Source organism: Mucilaginibacter sp. P2_A4 (assembly GCF_056405015.1).
On the sequence record NZ_JBFUCX010000011.1, the window covers coordinates 68,933 to 86,625 of the forward strand.

Annotated in this window: 12 protein-coding genes; 6 read left to right on the top strand and 6 right to left on the bottom strand. The window is 40.4% G+C overall.

Going from position 1 to position 17,693, the window contains the following annotated elements:
* Window positions 1–6: 6 nt before the first annotated feature.
* Complete coding sequence (locus AC1DYB_RS19840) at window positions 7–2,421, bottom strand: ABC transporter permease (protein ID WP_477437368.1); 2,415 nt, start codon at window positions 2,419–2,421, stop codon at window positions 7–9.
* Window positions 2,422–2,821: 400 nt separating this feature from the next.
* Here AC1DYB_RS19840 and AC1DYB_RS19845 point away from each other — a divergent pair, with 400 nt between their 5' ends.
* The 5 genes from AC1DYB_RS19845 to AC1DYB_RS19865 all read left to right on the top strand — a co-directional run bounded on the left by AC1DYB_RS19845 (window position 2,822) and on the right by AC1DYB_RS19865 (window position 6,327).
* The gene (locus AC1DYB_RS19845; RefSeq protein ID WP_477437370.1) at window positions 2,822–3,994 is read left to right on the top strand and encodes a DJ-1/PfpI family protein; all 1,173 of its coding nucleotides are present in this window, start codon (window positions 2,822–2,824) and stop codon (window positions 3,992–3,994) included.
* Window positions 3,995–4,028: 34 nt separating this feature from the next.
* Window positions 4,029–4,376 (top strand): hypothetical protein, encoded by a 348-nt coding sequence (locus tag AC1DYB_RS19850; protein WP_477437372.1) that lies wholly within the window; start codon window positions 4,029–4,031, stop codon window positions 4,374–4,376.
* 72 nt (window positions 4,377–4,448) lie between these two features.
* Window positions 4,449–4,880, top strand: coding sequence for a DUF2147 domain-containing protein (locus tag AC1DYB_RS19855; protein WP_477437374.1), 432 nt, complete (start codon window positions 4,449–4,451; stop codon window positions 4,878–4,880).
* Between the two features lie 31 nt (window positions 4,881–4,911).
* A complete protein-coding gene (locus AC1DYB_RS19860; protein ID WP_477437376.1) occupies window positions 4,912–5,310 on the top strand; it encodes a DUF6010 family protein in 399 nt (132 codons plus the stop codon).
* Between the two features lie 102 nt (window positions 5,311–5,412).
* On the top strand, window positions 5,413–6,327 hold the full coding sequence (locus tag AC1DYB_RS19865; protein ID WP_477396425.1) for a GlxA family transcriptional regulator: 915 nt from the start codon (window positions 5,413–5,415) through the stop codon (window positions 6,325–6,327).
* A gap of 47 nt (window positions 6,328–6,374) precedes the next feature.
* Here the strand turns inward: AC1DYB_RS19865 and AC1DYB_RS19870 are convergent, their stop codons facing one another.
* Both AC1DYB_RS19870 and AC1DYB_RS19875 read right to left on the bottom strand, forming a co-directional pair.
* Window positions 6,375–8,396 carry an HRDC domain-containing protein gene (locus AC1DYB_RS19870; protein WP_477437378.1) on the bottom strand — a complete coding sequence of 674 codons (2,022 nt, stop codon included), beginning with the start codon at window positions 8,394–8,396 and terminating at the stop codon, window positions 6,375–6,377.
* Window positions 8,397–8,960: 564 nt separating this feature from the next.
* Entirely contained in the window at window positions 8,961–9,413 is a 453-nt protein-coding gene (locus AC1DYB_RS19875; RefSeq protein ID WP_295720378.1) for a cold-shock protein, read from the bottom strand.
* 594 nt (window positions 9,414–10,007) lie between these two features.
* On the opposite strand from AC1DYB_RS19875, the gene AC1DYB_RS19880 reads away from it, so the two are divergent.
* Window positions 10,008–10,259 (top strand): hypothetical protein, encoded by a 252-nt coding sequence (locus AC1DYB_RS19880; protein WP_477437380.1) that lies wholly within the window; start codon window positions 10,008–10,010, stop codon window positions 10,257–10,259.
* 48 nt (window positions 10,260–10,307) lie between these two features.
* On the opposite strand, the gene AC1DYB_RS19885 is transcribed toward AC1DYB_RS19880, so the two are convergent.
* The 3 genes from AC1DYB_RS19885 to AC1DYB_RS19895 form a co-directional block, all read right to left on the bottom strand.
* Window positions 10,308–11,837 carry an FG-GAP repeat domain-containing protein gene (locus AC1DYB_RS19885; protein ID WP_477437382.1) on the bottom strand — a complete coding sequence of 510 codons (1,530 nt, stop codon included), beginning with the start codon at window positions 11,835–11,837 and terminating at the stop codon, window positions 10,308–10,310.
* 107 nt (window positions 11,838–11,944) lie between these two features.
* The gene (locus tag AC1DYB_RS19890) at window positions 11,945–13,720 is read right to left on the bottom strand and encodes a RagB/SusD family nutrient uptake outer membrane protein (RefSeq protein WP_477437384.1); all 1,776 of its coding nucleotides are present in this window, start codon (window positions 13,718–13,720) and stop codon (window positions 11,945–11,947) included.
* 11 nt (window positions 13,721–13,731) lie between these two features.
* Window positions 13,732–16,992 (bottom strand): SusC/RagA family TonB-linked outer membrane protein, encoded by a 3,261-nt coding sequence (locus tag AC1DYB_RS19895; protein WP_477437387.1) that lies wholly within the window; start codon window positions 16,990–16,992, stop codon window positions 13,732–13,734.
* Window positions 16,993–17,693 lie beyond the last annotated feature (701 nt).

The following is a 17,693-nucleotide window of genomic DNA, read 5'->3' on the forward strand; positions in this document are numbered from 1 at the left end:
GCAGCTTTATTCGCTCCTTAAACTCTTTACCGGGTTTTCCAGTGCAGCCCTGATACTTTGATAGCTTACAGTTAGCAAAGTGATCGCCATGGCGCCGGCGCCAGTTACAGCAAATATCCACCAGGATATTTCGGATCGGTAATGATAATGCTGCAGCCATTGGTGCATAAAATAATAGGCAACAGGGGAGGCGATAAGGTAAGCTATCATCACAAGCAGCACGAAATCTTTTGAAAGCAAGCTCCAAAGATTAAATACTGATGCGCCCAATACCTTGCGTACACCAATTTCTTTGACGCGTTGTTCGGCTACAAATGATGCCAGGCCAAAAAGACCCAGGCACGAAATTAAAATGGCGAGACCGGCAAAAACAGTAGCAAGCCGGCCAATGCGTTCTTCAGCCGCGAACTTGGCAGCATATTCCTCATCGGCAAATTGATATTCAAATGGCGCCGAGGGAATGATCTTTTTGAAAACAGCTTCTATTTTGGGCAACGCCTGGTTAGCGCTTGTTTTTGGGTTAATTTTAATATTGATCAATGATGTAGGTACATGGCCTTTAATCATAAATATTGTTGGATACATGGGCTCATAAGGCGATTCCATGATCATGTCTTTAACCACCCCTAATATCTTGTAATGCTTTAGAGGCTGGTCCTGAAATTTCCAGCTTACATTTTCGCCAACCGGGTTTTTCAACCCCATGTATTTGGCCGCAGATTCATTAATGACCATGCCCGATGAATCACTGGTAAAGGCCCTTGAAAAATCACGCCCCTTTACAAATTGCCAGCCAACTGTTTTGCCATATTCAAAACTTACGGGCAAGGTACCAAACTGGTCATCCAAATTTGGGTCTTTGCCTTTCCAGTTAAACCCTCCGTTGCCGGATGCTATTTCGGTAACTCTGCCAAATGATTCAGACATTTCGGCTACGGCACCTGTATTCTTGAGCTCAGATCGTAACAGATCGTATTTACCATCAAAATCACTGGATTTTTTTTGGATCATGACCAACCCATCGCGGGTATAACCCACCGGGCGATTTTTGGCAATCTGGATTTGGCGGTAAATGATAATGGTACAAATAATTAAAGCCACCGAGACTGTAAATTGCGCAACTACGAGCACCTTGCGGGGAACGGAAGCAAACCGGCCAACGCGGAACGTTCCCTTCAATACCTTAACAGGATTAAAAGACGACAGGTACAGTGCGGGGTAGCTTCCTGATATAATACTGGTTATCAAAACAAAAGTAATACCTGCTACCCAAAAATACGTGCTCTGCCAGGGTATGATCACTTGTTTGGCCGATAGATCATTGAACCAGGGCAGCGCCAAACGCACCAAAACCAGCGATACCAGGAAAGATAGTACTACAACCAGGAAAGATTCGCTATAGAACTGGCCTATCAGTTGTTTCCGCATAGAGCCAACGGCCTTTCTGACGCCTATTTCTTTGGCACGCTTTTCAGATCGAGCTGTACTTAAATTCATAAAGTTGATACAGGCCAATAGCAATACAAATACGCCGATGATGCCGATCAGCCATAATAACTGAAGCGGTCCGGTATCTGGAGCCCCACGTTTGTAACTATGCAGGTGCCAGTTGCGCATGGGTTGCAGGAAAACCTGTGGATCTAATTTAGCCTGTTCTTTCAGATCAGTCAGGTTTTTTAACTCAGCATCTTTGATATTCCTGGAAACTTTTTCAAAATCAGTATTTGGATTAATCTCCACATAGATTTTTAGAAAATGGTTTTGCCAGTCATTCATGGCCCGTTCTTTTATCCAGGGATTATCAGCGATCCACAACTCGGCGGGGGATAGGAATTTAAGGTCCTTAAACTGTGTATTCAATGGGAGGTCTTCGTAAACACCAGTAACCTTTACATCCAATTTGCTATTGATCTTCATCAACTGGTTCACCGGGTTTGCATCACCAAAGAACGCTTTGGCAGTTGATTGGGAAAGCATGATCGAATGTGGATCCTTTAACCCTGTCCGGGAACCATAGATCATTTTCAGGGTCAGCATTTCCGGCGCGTCGGGGTCCATGAACAAGCCTTTTCTCGAAAGTTTTTTATCCCCTGCCGACAGGATGTCGTCAACATCCCAGGAAGCCATTACAATGTGTTTGAAATTATCTTTATAGTTGGTTTTAAGCTCGGTTACCATCGGGAACTGAAGCGAAGAGTTCATAGCAGGATCACCGGTACGCGGATCAATCAGCCGCGTCCTGACCTGGGCAATACGGTCATAATGTTGATGATAGGTATCAAAAGACAATTCATCCCATATCCATAAGCCGATGAGCACGGCCACGGCCATACCTACAGCAAGACCTCCTATATTGATCAGGGAAGAAACCTTATTCCTGACCAGGTTTCTCCAGGCTACTTTTAGATAGTTTTTTATCATGACGTTATGGTTTAAACGAGACTGAAAAGGAAGTATTTAAACATCTTATTTTAAATATGGTGCCAATGGATTAAATTATTGATTATTAGTTGTTTATGTTATTTTTTGATCTGGAGATGTATCGAAAGCGAACATCTATTGTTCGATTTTATAACAGGCTGATCCAATGAACTATACAGTGACCAGTCTGGAAATAGCTATACCGATTTGTGAGTAAATCCTGTAAATACTATACAGTGGATTCTGTTAGTCCTAAAATGAACTATACAGGTCTGAATAAACCTGCACTTACATCTAAAAGCCTCACTTATTTTCCTGTCCGTATCTGACATCTGCTTGTCTTAATTTTCGTGGCTATTCGCTACACCTTTGTGATGTAATTATTAATCAATTAATCACAATGAAAAAATTTAAGAAAGTATTTATCATTTCCCTATCAACGGTTGTTGTTGCGGGGGTTGTTCTCGTTTTACTTTTTCAGCCTATCATAGCTTTCGGGCAGTTTCCTCCTTATGCAGGTAACAATAAGTTTGATTGGAAAAAACCACCGTACGATGCAGCTAAGAAAACTGTATTCATCATCGCTGATAACAAGGTGACAGAAATGTTTGATATGCTGGCACCTTTTTACCTGTTTAACGCAACCGGTAAATTAAATGTATATATCGTTGCCAAGGAAAGAGCTCCAGTGCTCATCAAAAGAAACCTTTTCATACTCCCGCAGCTGACTTTCAAAGAAGCAGATTCCCTTAAATTAGTTGCTGATGTGATTGTCATCCCGGCTTTATCTATACGTGATGAAAAACAAGATCCCACAATCATTTCGTTTATAAAAAATCATTTTACACCTATTACGAAGATCCTCGCTGTATGTGACGGCGCTTCAACAGCTGCTGCTACCGGGCTTTTTGACGGTAAGCCTATTACCTGCCATGCCTCTGATTTTAACATGCTGAAATCACATTTCAGCAAACCGCAATGGGTAAAGCAGGTGAATGTTGCGCATAGTGGCAACCTGTACAGCACTGCCGGAGTATCCAATGCGGTGGAAGGCAGCTTAACGGTAATTAATGACCTGTTCGGCAGTAAAACGATGCAGGCTGTAGCTGCGGACATTCACTATCCTCACCCGGAGATATTGACCGCTCATCAGAGTGAGGCCATTAAGTTTGGCAACGTGCTCACCATTGCCCATAAAGTTATTTTGAAACAGAACCGCAAACTGGGATTGCTTTTACAGGATGGCATGAATGAATTTGAGTTGGTAAGTATTCTTGATACCTATGCTCGCACGTTTCCAAAATCCTTTAAATGCTTTACACTTACTGATACAACCCTCCAAACCAGGTATGGATTAACACTGGTACATACCGGAGGCAATGACTCAAAAAAGGTAGATGAGATGCATGTATTGATGCCCGGCAACAATGCTTCGATTACGGCACTTTACAAAGATATTATCAGGTATGACATGAAAAACCAGTACCCGATAAATGTGTGCCTTGCACGGATCGGTGACCTATATGGCGACAAATTCAAAGCAGTTGTGAAACTGATGCTTGACTATAATTAAACAAACAAAGGCTTATCAATAAATAAAAACAATCATGAAAAAGATATTCATAATAGCACTTATACTGGGGTCGCTGCATTCATTTGCACAAACAGATTCGATAAAGGTTGAACAGTTTTGCCAGGTTATAGCCAAACCGCGACTATTGAGCAATAAAGTAACCATCGATATTGATTTTGGCGATGAAAAAAGTTTTTGGAGCGATACCAGGTTGAGGACCTGGGAAGGAAAAATCAAACAGTTCAACACCATTATAGATGCCATGAATTTTATGGGCAGGGAAGGATGGTCCTTTATCAACGCCTACCCCGTTCGGTATGGCGACAGTGAGATATTTCATTTCGCTTTCAGAAAATTATTCTACAGACGCGATATCCCTTAACCGGTATGCAGTAAAACACTGTAATTACAAAATATGCAATCAACAATCAATTATATTAAAACACAAAAGACAATGAAAAATTTAATAACATTTATGCTTTCTGCTCTTATTCTATTTTCTGTTTCCTCCTCCGGATTTGCGCAAACAAACCAAAAGGTGGCAGATCAGATTACAGGCTTATACTGGTCGCCTGAAAAAGATGCTAAAATTGAAATTTATAAGAAAGGTGAACAATATTTCGGGAAATCCATTTGGGTAGCTCAACCCCGGAAAGACAGTAAAAACCCAAACGAAGCCTTAAAAACAAGAGAAGTGCTGGGAATAGAATTGCTGACCAATTTTTCCTTCAAAGACGGGGCTTATACTTCAGGAAGGATTTATGATCCTGAAAGCGGTAAAACTTACGACTGCAAAATGAGCTTAAACGGAGATATGCTGAAAATACGCGGATACGTTGGTATCTCCCTGTTTGGACGCACGGAATTTTTTCAACGAATTAAATAATTAAATAATTAAATAATTAAAACATCAAGTCATGATCGCATTAATCATTGGAATTTCGCTGGGCCTTGTAGTTATTTTAACCATTAACATTTTGAAACATTTGGATAAAGAACTCATCTATGGACTCATCCTGTCGGGAATCGGCTTCCTTTATGTTGGGTTTACCTGGAGTACTGTAGCTTCGCTGATCATTACTGCTGTGCAGGCCATTCTGTTTCTTTTTATTGCCTATTATGGAGTAAAAAAAAGTATGATCATTTTAGCAGCAGGTTATTTCCTGCACGGCATCTGGGACCTTGTTTTTGGTATGTTCCCTTACTCCAGTTTAATTCCACCTCACTATGATCTGTTTTGCTTATCCATTGACTTTACAATTGGCTTTTATTTGACTGTTTTAAGATATCGAAATGCAAAATCAGTTCCTTTGTAATAAAATAATTTCTGTAAAGCTATCTGTCTGTATCCGACAGGTAAATGGCCTTATCGGCAACCCACTTATGTATTACCTTTATGAAAATTGCTTCTAAAACTCATGAGAAAAATTGCTTTTATTATTCCCCCAACCGTTGAACTGCTGGACCTGGCCGGGCCCGTGCAGGTTTTTACCGAAGCTAAATTTTATGGTTTTGAGATAGAAATGGAATTTTATACCTACCAGGATAATCCTGTATCAACTTCTGGCCTGGGATTTGGGAAGCTCAGGCATTTTACTGAAGCTTTATTACAGGAGGGGGATTTTGTTTTTGTACCCGGTATGGATTTTGAATATGTTAATAGCATTGCGTTTGGGGCAGAACGGGCATTTTTCAAATGGTTAAAAGAGTGCTCAGACATGCATGTAACTGTTTGTTCTATTTGCAACGGCGCTTTTGCTTTGGGCAAGGCTGGTTTATTAAAGGATACCGAATGTACCACGCATTGGAGAAGGGTGAAGGAATTACAATTACAATTTCCACAGGCAAAGGTTGTAAATGATATTTTGTATATAAAAAGCAATAACGTATACACCAGTGCAGGGATAAGTGCCGGCATTGACCTGGCCTTAGCTATTCTTGAGGATTTTAAAGGCCCGCTTTTTACCCATAAAGTAGCAAGGGGACTAGTGGTTTATCACCGCAGAAGCGGCAAGCATAAGCAACAAAGCATTTACCTGGATTACCGCAACCATATAAACCCGCAAGTGCATGAGGTACAGGATTATTTGATTGATCATCTTTCCGCAGAAAATAATATAGAAACTCTTGCATCGCTGGTTAATATGAGCCCGAGAAACCTGAGCAGGGTTTTTAAAGAAAAAACCGGGTCTACTATATTGGAATACCATACGCTTTTGCGCAAAGAATATGCTAACACGATGCTCAATAATCCAGAATATACCATTGAATATATTGCTGCCAAATGTGGATTTAAAACGGCCAGGCAGTTACAAAGGATCTTAAAAAATTGAGCGTCGGTGTATAACTGGCAGGTGCCAATTATGTTAAATCTAATATTCTAAAATAAACTTTTTTGTTCCAATTCAACGCCTGACAATTCTTGTTGGTAAACGCGGATCATGGCAATAAGCTCCTGGCCATATTGTGTTGATTTTTGTTGACCTACTCCTTTAATTGTTCCAAGTGCTTTAAGCGTCGCCGGGAGTTTTTCGGCTATTGAGGCCATCGTCTTCTCGGAGATTACCATATTAGGCATGATGTTGTTTTTTTGAGCTTCTGAATCCCGCCATACGAGCAGTTGATTAAAAAGCTTTTCGTTTGGTTTGGCGTTCATGGCCCTGACGTATGATTGGGATTGATCAGCAACTGCGCCGGCATGTGCGTCCTTTTTCACTTTAAGGTAAGTAATAACATTAAATTCTTCTTTAGAAAAATGTTCCATTAAAGTAATTTTTGTCATGATCCATTGAATCAACTGGTCTGCCTTGGCTGCCTTTTCTTTAATAGCACCCGGTTGATTAATGTAGGAGGGGAGCTGGGTATGAAGGCTCTCGGTAGTCAGTGTTAATTTTGCCAGGAAGTATTCTGCAGCTTTCTGTATACGTTCCCCATTATGGGCTGATATTTGCCGTACAAATTTTTTGGATACGTCTATAATATCTTCCTGAAAACCTGGGATAAGGTCCTTGAAATTTCCAATCCTGTTTTGAAGGCCGCCGAAATCAAACAGTTCTGTCAGCAGGAATTGCCGGTACAACTCCCTGTCGCCTTTCAATCGCTCCTGGTTGGGTTTAACGAGTTTGGCTTGTTCGTTAAAATGTACTATGGCCGGGTCGCCGATAATATTATGTGGAGATATGGGGTTGCGGAGCACCATCCCAGCAAGGCTTCGGCAACGGCTAAGAGCCACATAAGCCTGGCCGTGGGCAAAAGCTTCACTTACATCAATAATAGCTTTATCAAAACTCAGGCCCTGGCTTTTATGTATGGTGATAGACCAGGCCAGCTTTAAAGGGATCTGGGCAAAGCTGCCCGCGTTGCTTTCATTAATTTGTTCTCCTTCCAACTGGTACTTGATGTTTGTCCATTCCAATGCCTGTACCGCTATTTCCCGGCTTTCGTGACCACATTGCACAAATACTGTGTCGGTTTCTATTCGCGTAATGGTCCCGATTTTTCCATTATAAAAAAGCTTTTCTGCAGAGCTGTCATTCTTGACAAACATAACCTGTGCCCCGATCTTGAGTTTCAAAGTAGTTTCTGTGGGATAGGCATCTTTAGGGAACTCTCCGCGGATGGTAGCCTTGAATTCAAATTCCTCTCCCTGTAACGCTTCAACAAACTCGTTATTAACCTGCTGAGCAATCCCGTTATGCGTGGTGAGCGTAATATAGGGGTCTTCTGCTGTTGGGCGGAAATCTGGCTGGTATCGCTCGTTCAAAAGCCCCAGGTTCTCGGGGCTGATAGTTTGGTTTCTAACCTCGTTTAAAATATCAACAAATGCCTGTTCCTTTTGCCTGAATACATGATCCAGTTCGATGCGGACATAGGGCGTTTTTTGCAACACCAGGCTACTAAAAAAATAGGGGGTTGAATAGTAACGGCCCAGCAGCATCCACTCCTCGTCCCTGATAATTGGGCTCAGCTGCGAAAGGTCTCCAATCAGCAACAGTTGAACACCACCGAAAGGATAAGCGGATTCTTTTACATTGCGCAACACCAGGTCAATATGATCTAACACATCCGGCCGTACCATACTCACCTCGTCAATGATTAGCAGTTCCAGGTTAAATAACAGTTCTTTTTTCTCCGGGCTATAATGCAGCTCCGGCCGCGAAGTTCCTGACGGGATGATTGGCCCAAAAGGGATTTGGAAGAAAGAATGGATGGTCATACCACCCGCGTTGATAGCCGCTACACCGGTAGGGGTTACAACAGCCATTTTCTTTTTTGAGTTTTGCCTGATATATTGAAGAAGGGTGGTTTTACCTGTGCCAGCTTTGCCTGTAAGAAAAACTATTGTATTGGTGGATTCCACATAATCCAAAGCCAAAGTCATCACCGGGTTAATTGTATCCATCTTTTCTGTTGCAATTTTAGCATAAAATTTGTTTGTGGCATTTCATGCAACGTAAAATTTCTTCCTGCATGGAAGTCTTTTTTGTGAAAGTTCGTTTGCCGGTGATTGTTTTTCCCGCAAGGGATTAGACCGAATGCAAAACTAATGCTAAAATTATTAGTTTTTTAATTCTTTATTAAAAAAATACTGTGATTCTTTTAACGGGAGCAAAGAGTTGACATCAGATACGGAACAGTTGAACTGTTTGCACAATCAGGGCGACGCAAAAGTTTAATTGCCGTGATAAAGGGGCGCATCTGGTTCGGTTTCAGGATATGGAATTACATAAATTAGTCAAAGATAATGCAATACGGAATATGACGGCACTTTCAACACTTATAGTATTGAAGGTGCCGTTACAATTCCGTTGATTATACATGCCAGCTTTACCTTGGAGGTATGCTACGATTCTGAGAAATTTGCTTTATAACAGCATTTTAAAAAGAATGTGATCTTATAGGCTCGAGGCAATAAATTCTACTGGTTCAATAGGCTCACAAATCCGGGATGTGAAAATGTAATCAGCTATTGTTTTTTGACTTTTATAGCATTCAATCCTTTTTGTCCCTGTTCGGTTTCAAAGGTTACTTTGTCATTTTCCTGGATAGCTTCTGACAGTCCATTGGCATGCACAAAAATACTTTCCTGGCTTAGCAAGTCCTTAATAAAACCGTAACCTTTTGATTCGTTATAAAAAGCGACAACGCCTTTTCTAACAGGATCGGCAGGGGCAAGATGTTCTTGCTTGGGAACCGCGATCTGGATATCTTCTATGACGATTTTTTTCCGTTTTGTCGGATCAGGTGGAGTGGAAGTAATATTTCCATTTTCGTCTATATAGGCCATCATGTCCTCCAGGCTCTTGCCCTTGTCAGAATTGGCCTTTCTATCTTCCGCTTTATCTTTTTTGTCAAGCTGTTTTTTAAATTTTTTCTTTTCTCTTTCCTTCTTACTAAAGGTTTCTACAGATCTACCCATAGTTCAATATACGAAAAAATTCTCAGATAAACGATACCAGAAATATAAATAGCTGAAATATTTTTAATTCAATTGAGTTTTGGATCATTTTAAGCCATGAGAGTATGCAAGTTTCAACTAACTTTTCTGCTGCCACAAATTATACGAATGACACATTGGGGTTAGGGGATTTTATGAGTGTATTGAAGTTTTGGTGTGGGCTTTTATATATATAATGCATTGATTTGTAAATTTATATGAAGTTTATATGTAGAAAACTAACGATTTGTATACTGTTTTTAATGTACTTGTTTTTGATGTTTTACAAAGGTTATAATCATTTGCTTTACTCTTTTTAATTTTACATTAGAGGGCTATAAATTCATTTTCATATGATCTGATTTTTTTCATCCAAAATTTATTTAATTAAAAATAAGCCGGGCTTTTTAATATTTCTTTGTCTTATTGTACCGAATTGAACAGCTTCACAAGCTGTGTGGCACCGATATTTATTCGATTTCATTGGGATAAGAATCCTCTATTTTTTTAAACCTAATGGCAAATCATAGGAATAGGATGACAATAGAATAGTATTTAATCCGCTATATTTATCAAATGGAATCAAAATTATTCTCTTACAAAGTTGAGGGTATCGTGCTCGAACCTCTTAACGACCAGATCAAACTAACCCCTGTTTTTGATCGGAAAGAACTGATGGAAAAAATAAAGGAAATTTTTATAGGAGATGGTTTTAAGCCTGATGAGCACAGTCTCGAGTTTAAGATTGAAGGGGGGCAGCTTTTTATTCAGGGTCTTGCTGTTAAAAAGCAGGAAAACAAATCTATTGGATTCATGACCAGTACTTAATTCGCTTATTGATGAAAATTAAAGTATTTACACCCCCAAATTGATTAACTAAAATTTTGACTTATTTTTTAGGATAATAAATGGAGTATGGGTATTCCAATCGGGCTTAATACCGTCCTCATTAATAAAACCTAAGGAGAAATTGCCCAAAACAATATCGGGCTTACCATCTGCATTATAATCATTAACATCCATGCAAATCCAGCGCCCTTCTTTTGCTATCGGCAGATTGTGCGGGATAAAATGCATAAACCTATCCTGTTCAAAGTAAGTAAAGCCTTCGGCCGGGTGTTTTTTAAGGTCAGGAAAAAATGCGATCAAAGCTATATCCAGTTTGCCATCGCCATTAAAGTCAGTTGCAATGGCTTTGGTGGCACCGTTTACAGGATAAAAATAAGCCTGTTTGAATTTAAAATTACCCTGATTCAGGAAAATGTACACGCCATGATAAGGTTTCAAAACTCTTGAATAATCACTGTTATCTCCACTGGTGTATAAAATATCCGGTTTGCCATCGTTATTAAAATCTACCAGCTGGAAACTGCTTGAGCCATACATAGGCGGAAACCGTAATACGTTTTTTGTTGAAAAGCCCCCTTTATGGTCATTTAAAAACAGCCACACACCTTCATCAGCCTGGGCAAATAAACAGGCGATATCCGGCCAGCCATCATGATTAAAATCACCGGTAACAGCGTGCTCAGCACCAGGGATTATGCTTATGATGTGTTTCTCAAATTTTTTGCCTGGTAATTGTTCGTACCAGTACAAGCCGCCAAAATTATGGCCAAAACCGCAAACCACCCAATCTGTTAAACCATCTTTATTGATGTCAATAGCTAATGATTGAACGGGCCTTGGTAATTTATCGGCAATTAATGACGTAGCCACGCCACCTTTGTTAAAATCTATTTCGCTTACAGAGCCATTGGTAATATCAACCGCATCCATGGAGCCGATAAAGGTAAATATGTTGTTTCTGTTGCCTTTATCATCCTTGTAGAACTGCACGTCAACTGCGGGCGAATTATATTTATCAGTACCCAAGAGCTTTAACTTATCCGACCATTGAAAAATACTGCTGCTCATCCGGTCACTGGTATATAGGCGATGCTCAAGCGTATCAAAAGCTACCATTGTGGTAGTAGCCACAGAAACACTACTGGCTGGCTTAACCAAACTAAAAACACCCCAATCATTTACCGGAGCAACAGGCGCTTTGGCAGGTTTAAGCGCTTTTGGAGATATTGACGTATAATAATCAACAATTTTCAACCAATTATCATAAGAAACCGGTGAGTTTGTCGATGGGTTATTAACGTATTGATCTTCTGCATAAACCTGTATTCCTAAACGCGGAGCCATTGCAGGCAATACATGCTTTGCCCAGGTTTCTTGATCCAATAGTGAGGCGTCAGGATACTGGTGGCAGCTTTTGCAATATTTTAACGAGAGTGCTCTGCCATCGGTTTTAGCAATTTCTTTTTCGGGACTATTGCAGTTGATGGAGATAAAGCAAACGGCACTTGTAAATACTAACAAGGTTAATGTTAAAATATGATGCTTTTTTAACCTCATAACGGATATTCGATTTTTTGTAAGCTAAGTTTTAATTTGATGTTTCATTATACAAAAAGAGGCAGCAAAAGCCGCCTCCTTTATATAAATAATGACAAGGTTTAGTACTAATAACCCGGATTTTGTTTCAAGGCAGAAGATTTTCCTGTTGATTCAAGATCTATCTGTGGTTGTGGAATAGGGTATATCTCGTTTTTGCTTGTAGTAAAATGTGCACCGGCAACATCGGTTATGGTTTTGCCATCAAAGCCAAAATAAGTGGCTAAAGTTTGTTGAGCAGTTCCCCAGCGTACGATATCAAAAAAACGGTGGCCTTCCATGCCTAACTCAAGCTTACGCTCAAAGTAAATAGCTTTTAACGCTAAATCTTTGCCTGTAAAATAACCGGCCGGATATGGGTTTATCACATAATTAGCGGCCGGCGTGGTGGTATATCCACCGGTTGGGTTACCGGCATCTTTGTACGTGTATACAAACCCCGTTGGTTTTGCAGCCCTTGCACGAACCATATTTACGTAGGATAAGCCTAAATCGCCGGTACCTAATTGTGCTTTTGCTTCAGCAGCCATTAACAAAACATCAGCAAAGCGTATAACGTTAACCTGGTTGGCATTTCCTGGCGCCCATGTATGGCTATCAGCATAAGTTCCCTTTGATGCCTGGTAGTAAACATTCTTTTTAGGAGAATAGGGGCCTGCCGAACTTTGTTCACGAATCCAATTTGTACCCGGGTGATTACCCCAATCAAGATAAGGAATTCCACGACGGCCAACAGTCCAATCTAAACGGGGATCTACGTTGCCTGCATCAAGTGTAAAAGGTTTATCAGATGCGATATTCATATCGGTAACAATAGGATGAGAGTTATAATCATCCAGATAAGGCAGACCTGCTGCATCAGTACGGAATGAGTTTGCCAGATCTAAAGTTGGCTGGAAGAAACCGCAGCAGCCGAAGGGACTATTGTAAGGGTAATTTAGCATATCGCCGTTGTTGGCCTCGCTAATAGTTCCGGTACCATCATTTGCTGCTTGCTGAATAGCGAAAACGGTTTCTTTGTTGTTTTTAGTGGCTGCGTTAAAATTATCTTCGTAGTTATCTGTTAAACCATAAACAAGCCCTGCTGAATTTGTTCCGCTGGCAATAACTTCTGTGAATGTTTTGTCGGCGTTGGTATAATCTTTTTGATAAAGATAGGTTTTGGCAAGGTATGCTCCGGCTGCCCATTTGTTAACCCTGCCAACCTGGGTTTGGGTTGCGGGTAAGTTTGCATAGGCAAACGCAAAATCGGCGACAATTTTAGGCCAGATATCGGTTGTGTTTGGCTGTACAAAATTGGTTGTTGTTTCATCAATATAAGGCACATTTCCAAACATCTTTTTCAGGTCGAAATAGTAATGTCCCCTTAAAAACCTGGCCTGTCCAATTATATTTGCTTTGGCGGCATCAGTTAAGCCTGCAACAGCGCTTACCGCTTTAAGCACATTGTTGGCCCTGGTTACACCTTCATAATCAGCTTTCCATTTGCTGTTTAAAAAACCGTTACTGGCATCAACCGTAAATGTTGCTATGGAATTTATGGCAGGCTGATCAATACCTGAACTGCCTTTATGGGCGTCGCCACCGGCTACACTGCCATATATCCAATTGTCGGGCGAGGTTTCCCATGGTCCGCCACCGCCAAAAGCTGCGTTAGTACCCTGTTGACCATCAAGCGCCGAATAGGCGCCAATTAAAAGACCATCCACACCAGCTGCTGTAGTAATTTGAGTTGTGCTTAGTGCACCCAAAGCGGGTTGATTAAGGGATGACTTTTTGCATGAACTTTGAACTATACCAGCTACAATGAATGCAAACACTGATAAACGTTTTATATTTTTCATAATTTCTTTAATTAAAATTTAGCTTGTACACCTAATAAATAAGTACGGTTTGGCGAGTAGTTACCACGATCGACACCAAAGTTTGTGCTGCTGTTGGTGTTGCTGGTTGTGCCACCACCCACAATCTCAGGATCAACTCCCGAATACTTAGTTATCGTAATTAAATTTGCTCCTGATAAATAAACCCTGAACCTATCAATACCTATTGATTTTAATAGTTTAGGATCAAAGGTGTAGCCTACCTGTAAGTTTTTCAAACGCAGGTATGATCCGTTTTCAACATAGAATGAGTTTGGTACTGTGTTGGTACTGAATGAACCATCAATTTCCTGAATTGGGGCTTTGGCATCCATGTGTGTAGGTGTCCATGAATCATATAAAGCTGTCTTGCTTTTTGCACCTGCAAAGTTTGCATAAAAATCTGTCCACCACCTTACGTCATTCCATATCTTATTTCCGTATGAACCATACCAGAACATGTTCAGATCGAAGTTTTTATAAGAAAAATCAAGGTTTAAACCACCCGTAAATTTAGGGTTCGGGTTGCCAAGCAGTGTACGATCACTGGCATCAACTTTTCCATCACCGTTGATATCGGCATATTTGAAACGACCAACCGCTGCATCAGTCTGGTAAACACCTCCTGCTTTTGCGTTGGCAGCGTCAATCTCTGCTTGTGAATTCCAGAAGCCAGCTGTTTTGTAGCCAAAGAAACCACCTACAGGCCCACCTACCTGGTTCCGGATTATTGAACTACCGTTAAAACGACCAGAGTTTTCATCAAAGTAAGGCTGGCCTACGGTAACCGCTTTAATCACGTTGTGGTAAGTAGTAAAGGTTAATGAAGCATTCATTTTTAAATCATGACTAAAGGTTTGATGAGTACCAATAGTGACATCCAAGCCCGTATTACTCATGGCACCCACGTTGCTATAAGGCGCCGTGGCCGAACCTGCAGTACCCGGAAGATTTGGGTTGAACAATAAACCGGTTATGTCCTTTTTGTAATAATCGGCAGAGATATCCAATTTTTGATTAAAGAAGGAACCGTCAAAACCAATATTTAAGTTTTTATCAAGCTCCCACTTAGCATCGGGGTTACCAATCCGGCTTTGCGTAAAGCCAGCAGTTGTACTGGTTGATGTGCCAGCTATATCATAGTAAGAGTTGGTTTTGCTTGCACCGAATGTAGTAAATGCGTTAGAAGGATCTACGTTGATTTGGTTACCCATTACACCATAACCACCCCTGATCTTTAAATCGTTAATCCAGTTCACACCTTTCAGAAAACTTTCCTGGGATATGCGCCAGCCGGCGCTTACTGCAGGGAACCAACCGTATTGATTTGTTAAAAACCTGGATGAACCATCGCGACGAATAGTTGCATTTAAAAGATACTTATCGTTAAATGTATAATCTAAACGGGCTATTAATGATTGTATCTTGTCCCGTTCAATAGTACTGTACGCTGTTGGTACACCTGTACCGGTTGATATGGTTGTGTAATTTTTATCAAATGTGAAATAGCCGGTGTTTGTAGCTCCTAACGTTTCATACCTGTTTTTGTAGTTCTCTGTACCTACCAATAATTTAACATCGTGTTTACCGATGGTTTGGTGATAGGTTAAAGTGTTTGTCCAGGTGTAATTATATCCATTGTATGAATTCTCGGCGTAGGAATTGGTCGTATTGTTTTCTGAGTTTTCATATTCAGGGAACGTAAAGTTATGGTTGTAATCAGAATAATATTCGCCACCAAACTGCGTGCGCAGGGTAAAGTATTTCAATAAGTCCACTTCGGCAAAAACATTACCAAATAACCTGTTATAGGCTCCATAATTATTAGCAGTGCGCTGTTGTATGGCTACAGGGTTCCTGGCATTACCAAGGTTTGCGGTATTTGAACCGGCGTAATTACCCATAATGTCATACACAGGGATAATAGGTTGCTCGCGGAAAGCCATACCAATTCCAGAACCCTCATCATTTTCATTAATCAGCGGATTTTCTGTTATGGAATAGGATAAGTTTTCGCCTACACGTATATGTTTGGATACTTTAAAACTGGTATTTGCCCTTACGGTGTAACGTTTATCATAAGTATCAATTAAAGTACCTTTTTGATTGTAGTAGTTCAAAGAAAACAAATAAGTTGCCACGTCAGAACTGCCGCTTAAAGCCACATTATGGCTTTGGATGGGCGCCGTTTTAAATATCTCATGATACCAGTCTGTACCTGCCTTGTTTGATTTGGTAATACGGTAAAAGCCAGATGGATCTCCTGATGTATAAAATGGGTTAACATTGTATTTTGAAGGATCAACCGCAGGGTCGCCGTCATGAATGCCGTAAGGACCGGCACCGCCGGCGCTAATATAGTCTGGTAATACATCACCGTTAGGACCATATAAATTACTGGTTAGGTCAACCGGGATTCCTTTTAAAGCAGCGGTGTTTTTAATAGCTAAGTTTCTTAAACTTGTCATTTCCTGCGGATCCAGCAGGTTAAATACGTTGCCACCTTTGGGTACCTGGGTACCATAATAAGCATCATAAGAAACACTAACCTTGCCAGTACCTTTTTTGGTGGTAATAACAATTACACCATTTGCGGCACGTGCACCATAAATTGATGCAGAACTGGCATCTTTTAACACTTGCATGCTTGCCACATCATTGGGGTTAATATCGCTTACATTGGTTGTTGGCACGCCATCAACCACATACAATGGCTGGTTGTTTCCAAAAGTGTTGGCACCACGGATTTTTACCGATGGATTTTCACCCGGCTGACCAGATGCTATTACGGTAACACCCGCGGCCTGACCCTGTAATTGGTTTTCAACAGATGAGGTAGGCTGCCTGTTGGCTGCGGCCACATCTATCACAGCAACAGCACCTACCAGGTCCTTTTTGCGTTGGCTACCGTAGCCGGTTACTACTACCTCATTTAGGGAGTTGGTACCGGCAATTAAGGTGATCCTTAAATTCGCGTCGGTACCCACAGCAACTTCCTGGGTTTGGTAGCCGATATAGGAAACTACCAGGGTGTTGCCCGGACTTAAACTAATCGTAAATTCGCCATTAACATCGGTTACAGCACCGGTAGAAGCACCTTTAACACGTACAGACGCGCCAATAACGGGTAATTTATCATCGCTGCCGATAACTTTACCTTTGTACTTTGTTTGTGCTGTAACTACCATTGAAGAAACTAAGCAGCATAACAGCACGCCAAAGCATCTTCCTTTAAGGAGTAAACTTTTAAACATAGGATTGAGATTTGTTGGTTATATATTTGGTTTATTATTAAATGCAAACAAGTAAGGAGTTGTATTTAGTTGGTAAACAAAGCGTTCCGGATCTCATCCCGGAACGCAACCCAATATCATTTCTCAAGTGATATTGATCAACTAAATCTCAAATGACATGTTTATAATCATCTAAGCTCTTTTAATACATGGCGCTATTTGTCAACGCACTTGTATTGTTAATTCCTTGATCAGATTATTAAAAAGCGTATGAAATGCTCCTGTTAACAATAATTAATTCTTTAATAAAAGCCTTATGAATCTTAAGGCTTAACTGCTTATACCTGGTTTATTATAATTGAATACAAATAATCAAATAATAGATTTATCGATTTTAATATATCGACAAAGCATAAGATGCGTGAGACAAACAGCCGGAGATATACGACAAAGAAAATTTTGAATTTTGTATAAAGATTTAGGGAGACTTTAACGGGATGTAATATATTAGTGCCTGTTTTCAAAAAGACATAATAAACCAATTGTAAGCCAATTTATCGCTTGAAATCACCGCGTCAACTTATAAAAAGATGACATGGTGGTAATGTGGTATTGAAATTCCTGTTAACTGTAAAGCAGTGTTGTAAGTGAAAAAATGCTTTGAGGTAGGAAAGTTTGCGCAGTAGGTTTTGTGTAAAAATAATATAGCATTATAGGTATAC